The 11,284-nt window shown below is 35.5% G+C and carries 9 protein-coding genes; 5 read left to right on the plus strand and 4 right to left on the minus strand.

The window, feature by feature from the left end:
• The first annotated feature begins 116 nt into the window (after positions 1-116).
• From EKM79_RS02065 to clpP, 3 genes are all read left to right on the plus strand, one after another.
• On the plus strand, positions 117-992 hold the full coding sequence (locus EKM79_RS02065) for a LysR family transcriptional regulator (protein WP_164505979.1): 876 nt from the start codon (positions 117-119) through the stop codon (positions 990-992).
• Between the two features lie 87 nt (positions 993-1,079).
• Complete coding sequence (locus EKM79_RS02070; protein ID WP_125565480.1) at positions 1,080-2,204, plus strand: acyltransferase family protein; 1,125 nt, start codon at positions 1,080-1,082, stop codon at positions 2,202-2,204.
• A 171-nt stretch (positions 2,205-2,375) separates the two neighbouring features.
• Positions 2,376-2,963, plus strand: coding sequence for an ATP-dependent Clp endopeptidase proteolytic subunit ClpP (gene clpP / locus EKM79_RS02075; RefSeq protein ID WP_125565481.1), 588 nt, complete (start codon positions 2,376-2,378; stop codon positions 2,961-2,963).
• A gap of 50 nt (positions 2,964-3,013) precedes the next feature.
• On the opposite strand, the gene EKM79_RS02080 is transcribed toward clpP, so the two are convergent.
• From EKM79_RS02080 to EKM79_RS02095, 4 genes are all read right to left on the minus strand, one after another.
• Positions 3,014-3,202, minus strand: coding sequence for a hypothetical protein (locus tag EKM79_RS02080; RefSeq protein WP_125565482.1), 189 nt, complete (start codon positions 3,200-3,202; stop codon positions 3,014-3,016).
• Positions 3,203-3,230: 28 nt separating this feature from the next.
• Positions 3,231-5,375, minus strand: a complete 2,145-nt coding sequence (locus EKM79_RS02085; protein ID WP_125565483.1) for a hypothetical protein — start codon at positions 5,373-5,375, stop codon at positions 3,231-3,233.
• A gap of 78 nt (positions 5,376-5,453) precedes the next feature.
• A complete protein-coding gene (locus EKM79_RS02090) occupies positions 5,454-6,542 on the minus strand; it encodes an Ig-like domain-containing protein (protein ID WP_125565484.1) in 1,089 nt (362 codons plus the stop codon).
• A gap of 14 nt (positions 6,543-6,556) precedes the next feature.
• On the minus strand, positions 6,557-7,666 hold the full coding sequence (locus EKM79_RS02095) for a hypothetical protein (protein ID WP_125565485.1): 1,110 nt from the start codon (positions 7,664-7,666) through the stop codon (positions 6,557-6,559).
• Between the two features lie 414 nt (positions 7,667-8,080).
• Between EKM79_RS02095 and EKM79_RS02100 the strand changes: the two genes are divergently transcribed.
• Positions 8,081-9,463, plus strand: a complete 1,383-nt coding sequence (locus tag EKM79_RS02100) for a DHA2 family efflux MFS transporter permease subunit (protein ID WP_125565486.1) — start codon at positions 8,081-8,083, stop codon at positions 9,461-9,463.
• 88 nt (positions 9,464-9,551) lie between these two features.
• Positions 9,552-11,279, plus strand: coding sequence for a hypothetical protein (locus EKM79_RS02105; RefSeq protein WP_125565487.1), 1,728 nt, complete (start codon positions 9,552-9,554; stop codon positions 11,277-11,279).
• Positions 11,280-11,284 lie beyond the last annotated feature (5 nt).

Consider the following 11,284-nt stretch of genomic DNA (forward strand, 5'->3'; position numbering starts at 1 on the left):
TCCAGATTACCCTTATCTGCTGATCTCACATACACAGTATAAAAGCAGATCTATAACGTGTATAATACATAAATTGAATAGTACATAACTAAATGGTTATGAATGAGGGAGACAAAATGAATTTAACACAATTAAAATGCTTCGCTGTTGTCGCAAATAATGAAAGTATTACTAAAGCCGCCGAAGTGCTATACATATCCCAACCAGCGGTAAGTAAGACTATTAAACAATTAGAAGATGAACTCAAAGTAAAATTGTTCGATCGAACTGGACGCACTCTCAAACTAAATCGCGCGGGAAGATTGTTTTACAGTTACGTTAACGACAGCCTCAAAGAATTGGATCGTGGTATCAATGCAGTTCAAGGCGGTGTCGACAATTCCGAACAACCAATTTCTATATTGATGGAAGTGGCTTCACCATTTATTCCTAGTATTGTCGAAAATATACAGAACAAATTTCCAAATGTTCGCCTTAGTTTGGCACAACATACGGTTAGAGAAGCCGACTTTAAGCAGTTTGACTTCATTGTCACGAGTCATCCTCTGAAAGACTTAATCAACGTTCCTGTATTAAAAGAAGAAGTATTCGTCGGTTGGAATTCCCGATTTGGCTATACAAAAAAATTCATCAATCCTAAAGAAATGATGAACGAAAAATTTGTAGGATTAACGAAGAATAATCCCTTACGTAATACTATCGACAAGTACTTCAATGAACGTGGTATTTCTCTGAATTACATGTATGAAACCGACGATCCCGCAACGATTCGCGGACTAATAGAAGCAGGAATCGGACTAAGTTTTATCCCCTCAGTAACTTGGCAAACAATCAGCAATAAAGTCCAATTAGCAAGACTAACTCCCGAACCATTACAACGGACTATTTTCTTGTGTTCACCCGCCAGCAATCTGACTGACATTCAACGAGAAATAAGTAATGAATTAGTCAAACTATTCTTAAGCTTCCAACATTCAGAATTAAAAATTTAAGTTGCATTTTATTTTGGATGCGATTATATTAACAACTAAGAAATCCTTTTGTTGATCTCACAATCAAACAAAGGGAGAAATGACTAAATGAATTCAAGATTAGACAATACAAGACCCGCTGATGTCGGGGATTATATGAAAGTATTCGCTTGTACTGCCGTTATGATGCAGACCGTTCTTGGTGTCGTTTTGGGCACCAATCCACCTAGTAATGCTCAATCTATTATTGGGATTATTTATAATCTAGTTAAATTCACAGCACCAGCCTTTATTTTTGGTATTTTGTACACAACTACTAGAACTACAGGCAACAATAGCTGGAATAACTATGGTGGATATATGAAGAAACAATGGTCTGCTCTTTTTGTACCTACTATTTGGTGGACATTGGCGTACTTATTGATATTTCCTGATGTCCAACAGGTGAATCAATACCATAGTGTTGGCAGTTTTTTGTGGAACTTCATTAATGGTAATGCAGCTCCACATTTGTGGTATAACACCATGATGCTACAATTTATCATCTTAATGCCATTCTTCTGGGCACTAGCTCATTGGGTAAAGAAGCAAACTAAGAATGCCATTTGGACAATTATTCTAACAATTATTGGATATGATGCATGGCTCTTATTTTATGACATCAATGTTTTTCATGGACCACAAGCAACAAATTGGTACTTATTAGATAGAATCTTTGTTAGCTTCATTATTTATGGTATTTTTGGAGTGGTTGCCTGGGTATATCGTGAGCAATTCGAATTATTCATAAAAAAAACTTGGGTAATTTTAATCATTGCAATCCTCGCTGTTTATTATTGGACCAATAGAGAGTTAATATCTTACGGCTTCCCCGTCAAATTGACGAACGCTCCCTACTACAAACCTTCAATGACTATATACGCGTTGTTAGTTATTGGTTTAGTTGCGGCCTTAGCAATGCATCACTTGCGAAATAATTCAAATACCCTGCCAGTATTTCACTTCTTAGCAGTCTATGCTTATAGAGCTTACCTATCTAATGTCTTCTGGTTCCAGATTGTTTGGAGAATCTTCGGACACAACTTAGCATTAGATCATCCAATCAGCGCTATTATTATTTGTTACTTAATAACTTGGTGTTTAGCATTCACATCGGCTTATACATTCCACATTGTATGGTCACGTATTAAGTCTGGTATTAGTACTAAGCAAGTATCTGAACAAGTCAAATAACGATTAAAAAAATAAGATTTATGCGATAATTAATAAAGTTATCACACAAATCTTATTTATTTTTATATTTCGAGGTTTGTTTGTTGACCCGATACTGATAGTATGCTAAATTAGCACTGTACTATTTAGAGTGCTAAAAATAACAAGTGCTAATTATTTAGGAGGCAATTTATGTTAGTTCCTACAGTTATTGAACAAAGCTCACGTGGCGAACGTGCCTATGATATTTATTCAAGATTATTAAAAGATAGAATTATTATGTTATCAGGTGAAGTTAACAGCCAAATGGCTAATACAGTCATTGCTGAATTACTATTCCTTGATGCTCAAGACTCAGACAAAGATATCTCAATGTATATCAATTCACCAGGTGGCTCTGTTACCGATGGATTAGCTATTGTTGATACTATGAACTTCGTTAAGTCAGACGTTCAAACAATCGCTACTGGTTTAGCAGCTTCAATGGGAAGTGTTATCTTGTCATCAGGTACAAAGGGCAAACGCTTCGCTCTTCCAAACTCAACCGTTCTTATTCACCAACCACTAGGTGGTGCTCAAGGACAACAAACAGAGATTGAAATTGCCGCTCAAGAGATCTTGAAGACAAGAAAGAGATTGAACCACATTTTGGCTGACAATTCTGGTCAATCATTCGAGAAGCTTCAAAAAGACACTGATCGTGACAACTACATGACAGCTCAAGAAGCTAAGGATTATGGTTTGATCGATGATATTATGACAAATCAAGCTGAAAAATAATAGTTTTAATTAATAAGACCTAATCGCAACTGCGATTAGGTCTTATTTTTTTATTCGTTATATTCTAGCTCTTCCCTACGGCTTTTAATAATTGCTTCTAGTTCTTCCAAATCAGACAATGTTGATTTGTTTCTAATAAAGCTTCTTGCTGAAGATCTCATTGCAATATAATTTGCACGTTCACGATTATTTCTATGCCACTTCTCATTGGCACGTCTTTGTGCATCGGTTAATACCATAATACTCTCTCCTCGATTAAAAACATATTTATATTGTGTCACTTATTGTCCAATCTAACGTAGTTGTATACTTTCCGGATGGAATAGCTGTGTTAGCGCCATTTATATGAAGTAATAACCCTTTGTCATCTGCCCAAGAAATAGAAGACAATGTCTCACCGTTCTTTGAGACGTAGATTGGAACAATACTCCCACTAATTAATGACTCAAATTCATTGTTGGAACTAGTTGGATCATAAAATCTCAATTCACCGGGGAACTTAGAAGTACCATTACTCAAATCTCCCATTTGTTGAACAGAAATAGTTTGACTACTCTTATTTGTATCACTTCTGTCATCCTGCATCGTTAATACAGGTGAATCATTATTAACTCTATGTCTAAGCGTATCGATAGTGACAAATGAGTTAAGTGCACCAAAGTCTATATCCATTGGTGTTAATGTAACTCCCCCTGCTGGCTTAGTAGGATCAAAGTTAATAAGCTGATCTTGACCATTTTCTTCAACATATAGCGGTTTAGTTTGATCATAGTTCTCATAACCACCCACACCTTTAAATGAAGGTGTAAAGGTAAAGTCAGATTGATTGTCATTCGTTACCTGACCATCGAATACCAGCCTTCCTATTTCACCTGCAATTTCAGGACTAATATTCAAACCACTTACTGTCAAAAGCTGTTTTGCATTGTCATTGGGATCATCTTGTATGCTTATATTCTCAGAATCGACTGGTTTGTATTCTGAATTATCTACAGAATTCTGATAATTGTAATAACTTGTGTACTTAAAGCTACTGGTATCAATATTCATTCCTTTAGGTATAGGAACTGTATAAACACCTTTCGTAATCAAAGCATCTTGACCATTTTGACTCTCGGCATCAAAATTAGCTCCATATTCAATTCTATCGCCATTTTTAACGTTTCGAACTTCCAATCCTTTTTTATCCCCATCTGTGACATTACTATCCGGATTAGTCAAATTTTGTATTTGATTAGATATTGTTAACGTAGGTAAATCAGCATCTGTCGCAGGAGGATCCCTAAGAGGTTCTACCCAAAGCCCACCGAGTTTAATGTCCTCATTACCATGTTTAGTTTGCGGAAATCCAAGTATTGGCCTGTATGTATATGTAAAATCAACGTTTAAAATTGCACGTACTACATTAAGGTTAGTTGCAACGTGACCATCCTTAAAAAAAGTAAAGTCATAATCCAGAATAGATGGATCATATGTTACTTTGTTTGATTTAACATCAAGATCATCTGAACTGACAGAACCAGGTATAGCTGTTCCTTGATTTTCATCAATAACTTCCCATTTAAAAGTCGCACTGTTCAAAGAAAAATCTTCATACGTAGGAACATTACGTGCATTTATATCATCAATAACTCTCTGAAAAATATCCTTTTTTATATGGAAATGCATCAAAGTATCATCAAATGCATGGTCTGACCAATCCTCTGATGTTATGGGACCGCCGGTTGGAATATCTATATATACTGGTGCGTCATCATTAGGATCAACTTCCAAACTAAGGAAACCACCACCAATAACATCAGGAATTGGTGTGGTCAATGTCTTACTTCCAATGACTATTGCCGTTTGATTATCCGTTGGCACTATTCTATCACCAGAACCTGATGTGCTTTGCGTGTCACCAGGCCTTACAACAGCATTACTAGTATTTGGACTTCTAGTTTTCAAAATCCATCTAGTCACTTTAGGAACAATACCTGCCTTATTTAATTTCAAAGTAACAGTTGCAGTATTCCCAACATCCAAAGGGTTACTATTACTACTAAAAACATAGTTGACATTTGACTCTAAATAAAGACCTGAATAATTTGGTTGACCTGTGATTGTGGAGCTACTTATGGTTAGTGGAGAAATCAAATTATTTATTGTCGTTACAGAACTTGTATTGTTAACACTATTTATTGGTGAGGCAAACTGTGTTACTACATTTGAAATAGAATTTTGACTTGCTTGTTTTGTAGCCATTAGAGCTTTATTAGCTGCCTCAGTAGTTGCAGATGAATCTTTGTCAGTAGTTACTGGAACATTTGTTGTAGCACCATCTGCAATTGATGGTTTTATCGTTCCCATAGCTCCAATAATTAGCACTATGACAATCAAACATCGACTGAAGAATACTTTATTAATTTTCATCTTGCTTCCCCCTTAGCACACTTTCATTAACATAAAAAGAGACCAGTCACACAATAAGCGCTGATCTCTTAAATATAATTAATAACTAGCGTAGAGAGAGGCCCAGTTAGTTTTTATAATAGTACTCTTATAGCCTTCTTTAAGAGTTATCTTTGCTTGATATTGTGTTCCATTGTCAGATACCGTTGTATTATATGTCGTATATGAAACACTATTGCTCTTACCTAAGTATTCTGCTTTTGTTGTACCAGGTGCCTTCTTATACCACTCAACTTTGATTCGTCCATCATTGATCAAGCCGGTCATACTATCTGTATCACCACGAAGTGCAAAGGTTGCTGGTTGTCCTGCGGGAACAGTCTGGTTGTCTAAACCACCACCAACTTGAACGTAGACCGATCCAACAACGAATGAGGTATCCATATTGTGGAATGTCCCTGTAACCTTAACTACACCAGATAATCCTCTATCATTAGCAGTAACCTTACCAGTACTATCGACCGTAGCAAGGTTAGTATTGTCAACACTCCACGTAACCTTACCAGTTGAACTTACAGGATTAATATTGGCATGCACGTATGTAGTATTAACTTGACCTTCACTATTGTTATAAATATAATCACTGTCGGAATTAACACTCATATCTGTAGCATTGATTGGTGTATTAACTGCATTAACTTCTGCCACTGTTGAATAAATATGAGTTTGAGCAATCCAACCAGTTAAATAATTCCAATACTGTGTATCTAATTGATACCAAGTTCTTCCTTCTTGACTAGTTTGAATTGGAAAGTTCTTGTGATGACCATTCTGCCATTCAGGAACCGCACTCCAATTGATACCATCATCAGACTTGTACCATCTATAATGAGGAGCATCGAAGACTCCTCCTAGGACTGTCCATAACGAACGAGCTGCGTCGGTATGCAAAGTTACAGGATTACCAACAACAGTATAAGTAACAGCCTCGGGTTCTAAGTCGTAACCATTAGTATTCCAAATATTTAAGAATTTATCTGGTGCTGGAGTGGATGTAAATGCACTATTAGTCAATGGAGTTCCTACTGCAGCTGCTTGAGTTGTGGTACTTTGATTAGAAAAAAGTCCAATTATTAACATAGCAAAGAATGATAATATACCTAGATACTTAACTTTTACATTGTTCATAATCAAATTCCCCCCTACAAGATTGTTAATGCTGCCCAATTAGTAGTTAATGTCATCTGCTTAGTGCCTTTTCTCATAATAATCTTGGCTCTATACATATTTTCACGATCATCACTTGTCAAAGCATTAGTTGTGTAATAGAGATTTGAAGTTGATGCAACTAACTTCTCAGTACTATCCTTTGCGCCATCTTTCTTTGTATACCATTCAACGGCTATATTGTTATCATCCCAGTATCCATAGAAGTCATCAGTATTGCCTTGTAATTTAAATGTTGCTGTGCCACCGACTCTTGCCTTCTGATTTACTAAGCCTCCACCCACGGTAACATATGTCTTACCAGTTACAATTTTTGGAGATTTTTCATTTGAGCCAGTATATGTAGCAATAATAGTTGCTCTTCCGTTAGCTCCTTTTGAATTGGCAGTAATCTTACCAGTGTCGCTATCAACCGTCACTAATTCAGGATGATTTGTCGACCAAGTAATCTTACCAGTTGCATAGGTTGGATTAACCGTTGCGTGTGCATAAGTAACGTTCATTAGCTTGTCACTGATATTGTACAAATAACTATTGTCAGTCGTTACATTCACTGAATCAGCATCGATGTTATTCTTTAATACATTAACTTGAGAAATATTTGAATAAATGTGTGTCTTAGCGAACCAACCGGTTAAATAATTCCAGTATTGTGTATCTTGTTGATACCAAGTAGTTCCTTCTGTACTAGTATCAATTGGCATGTTCTTACGATGACCATTCTGCCATTCGGGAACTTCACTCCAAGTTCTACCATCATCAGACTTGTACCATCTGTAGTGAGGAGCATCAAAGACTCCACCAAGAACTGTCCAGACAGAACGAGCTGCATCGGTATACATCATCTTATCCTTATCACCAACTTGAACATTGTATACAGGATCTGGCTGTAGGTCATAACCATTTGTATTCCAGATATTCAAGAACTTAGATGGTGCGGGTGTCGGATCATTTAAATAATATTGCAGTTCTGTACCCAATGGTGCAGCTTCAATTTGAGTACTGTTTTGAACCATAAACGTACCAAGTGTTAAAGTTGAAAACAAAGTAACTAATCCTAGTTTAGCTGCTTTCCCCTTTTTCATAATTTAAACCTCCTGATTAATATTATCTTCACAAATAAGTATACAATTTATCCTAATATTGAATATCCCATATTTTATAATAAACTTTTACAATATATGATATTTTATACACTATGATATTCATCTAAAAATAAATAAAAAAAGATAATACGTTTTTGATATTGAAACACGTATTATCTTTTTTTAGTTTAGATTTATCCATATTTTGCATTTATAGTTATTTTTAAGTTGATTATTTCTAATAATATTATTTTTTCTATATCATGATACAGAAAATGGGATATATTATTGATAAATAATATAAATTTGAGTTATTTTATAAACTCAATTAGATGATTTGGAATATTTTGCCTACTTAACGTCCATAGACGAATACTGTAAATAAGTCTATTCTAATCTTTGGAGGTTAAATATATGGAAAACACTATTAACAACGCTCTAAAACGCAAGCTATTTATTATTACTTTACTTTCAGGAACTTTCACCATGTCAATCAGTCAATCATCACTCTCTACGGCTTATCCGACATTAATGAAGTTCTTCGGTGTAACAGCTCCAACTATTCAGTGGTTAACCACTGGCTTCATGTTGATAATGAGTATTATGATGCCAATCAGTCCTTGGTTATTGAATAATATTTCGTTCAAAAAAATATTCTTAGGTGTCGTTGGAATATTTGCCTTAGGTACATTGATTATCATCCTTGCTCAAAACTTTGCTATGGCAATGTTAGGTAGAGCATTAGAGGCAATCGGAGTTGGGATATTATTCCCATCGTTTCAATCGGTTCTTATGACTATCACTCCAGAGGAAAATCGTGGTACAACAATGGGCTTCGCTGGGTTAGTCATGGGTTCCGCCCTTGCATCAGGACCAATTATTTCAGGTATCGTCTTGAACTTCGTACAGTGGCAAGGATTATTCGTTATCTTCCTATTAATAATGATAGTGATTTTCATTACTGGGATGATGTACATCAAAGACGTTATGCCTCGTCACAAAGTAAAGCTCGATAGTTTATCAATTATTTATTTAATCGGAATTATCGGACTATTGTATGTAGTTAATCAAGCTGGTAGTCAACATAGATTATCAACTAATCTAACAATTATATTAGTAATCAGTTTGATATTGTCAGTACTATTCATTCATCGTCAATTGACAAAGAATGAACCACTACTCGACTTGAAGGTTATGAGTAACTTCAACTTCGACTTATCAGTTCTATTAACTGGATTCTCATATATTTCGTTGATCGTCGTTACGATCATTTACCCACTTTACTATCAGAACATCTTACATACGTCTGTTTTGGTTTCAGGATTAGCATTAGTCCCACCAGCTATTCTGTTAAGTATCCTTAATCCATTAACAGGTAAACTTGCGGATAAAATAGGCTTCAAGAAGACGTTGATATCCGGTATGTCAATGATCGTTGTCGGCTGGGTATTATTGTTCTTCTTGAATATGAAACTAGGGCTATGGCCGATGATCTTGATTGCGATGTTGATCGAAGGTGGTAATGCCTTTGTTATGATGCCTGCAACTACACTTGGTGGTAATTCATTGCCAGAAGATTTGATTCCACATGGAACTGCAATTATCACAACTGTTCGTCAGTTACTAGGTTCACTCGGAGTCTCACTAGCCACATTGATCTTAGTTACCGCTAACCAAAACCACGGATTATCCGCTAACTTAGGATTAATTGGTTACCACTATGTATTTGGATTCTTCTGTGCTATGGCAATTATTGGTTTTATCTTTGCATTGATGATCAAAAGCACCAAAGATTAATATTCACTTATGACTGCGGCCAGCTGGTCGCAGTTTTTTTGTATTAGAAGTATAATTAACTCCTGAATTATTAATTATGGGGGATTTTATGAATACTCAAAATCACATTAACAAGAAGACCATTTCAGTTATTTTGTTATTTTTTATTTCATTATTTGTTTGGATGATTTGGCAATTTAACTTTGACTATATGATTTCTGGAAGTGATACTTTCTTTCATACTCAACGAGTATATGAAATCAGACAGGCTTTTTTAAATGGCAACTTACCAAGTTGGTTGAACTTCGATACTTTCTTCTCGGCTGGTCAAGCTGTCAACGGGATGTATCCCGATTTCACACTTTGGCCATTTGTCTTTTTTACCAACATGCTCTCACCAATTCATCAAGTGATTGCTATCAAGGTATTAATTGCTGCTATGACGTTTGTCGTGACATTTTTATCACTGAACAAACGTTACAACAGCTTCAATTCCAGTATGGCAGCTCTTATCTTCACTTATTCAGGTGCTGTCTTACGTGATATCACAACAGAGTTTCAACCAGGAACCGCAATCGTCTTGGCATTTGCTTTTCCAATTGTTTTTGTTTTTAAAGACATAATTGAAAGCAAAAAGATAAACTATGTCTTAGCAATTAAGTTAGGCTTGCTAATGACTATTGTCGTTAATTCACACTTACTAAGTGCTGTTGCCATATCAATGGTTGCCGGAGTATTCTTGATTGTGAAATCAATTAAGAATCGAACAATTGCACCTTGGATAAACTCGATTATTGCTGGAGTAATTACAATAATCCTATGTCTTCCGATTATTTATCGAGTAATAACTATCTCTAAGACTGGCTTACTGCCACCATTTGGTCAGGGAAACATAATTGCTGATCCAATTACGTTATTGTTTGCTAATTCCAAGTGGAATGCTCGTGTTGCCTTTTCCACATTATCATTAATAATCTTAATGATTGTTATGATTGGTTTTGATAAGAAAAAAATCAAAAATCTATTACCTTGGATATTAGTCGAATCACTACTAATTATCCTAAGTACTGATATGACACCTTGGGCAATATTTAATCATGTACCTGTCATTAATAGCTTCCAAGAATCAGGCTGGCGCTTTGCATTATTTCTAGGTATCGTGCCAATTTTGTTATTACTAGAAAATTTCAAGGAACATACAAGCCAGTTCATTTTAATTTTGTTGTCCGTTCTATCGATTTCAGCCGCTACACAGGTCACAACTAATTATGCTTATAATCATGGTCAAGGATTATCAACTCTAACATCTGAATCTTCAAAAGATGTTGGACTTAATGAGGATGTAAAACTTACTAGTAGCGGTATAAATAGTGAACGAATCCAAAGAACCTTGATACCAGATTATGCACCTAACCAAGTTGCTCTGGAACCTAACAGTAACGGCCAATCGTTATCGTTTGATGTTCAAAATAAGCTTAAGAATCATTGGATAACACAAGGTAACCATCACATACGTCTAACAAAAACTGCATCAACTACAGACAGTGTCACTTATCGCGGTAAAAATATAAAGAATGGAAATCTGGAATTGCCTATTCTGGGATACTCATCACTTAATTACAACGTAACAATCAATGGCAAATCTGCTAAGTGGACTACTGATAATAATGGCTTCTTAACAATTCATAATGCAAAAGATTTAAATAGTGCGAATATCACTGTCATAAATACTTATCCACATGTCTATCCGTACATGATTTGGATTTCATTCGTACTATTCTTAGCTCTAGTTGGTTATATTGGCTATGATTTGAGTAAACAAAAACGAGACCTCTAATGAGA

Source organism: Companilactobacillus insicii (assembly GCF_003946015.1).
GTDB classification, from domain to species: domain Bacteria; phylum Bacillota; class Bacilli; order Lactobacillales; family Lactobacillaceae; genus Companilactobacillus; species Companilactobacillus insicii.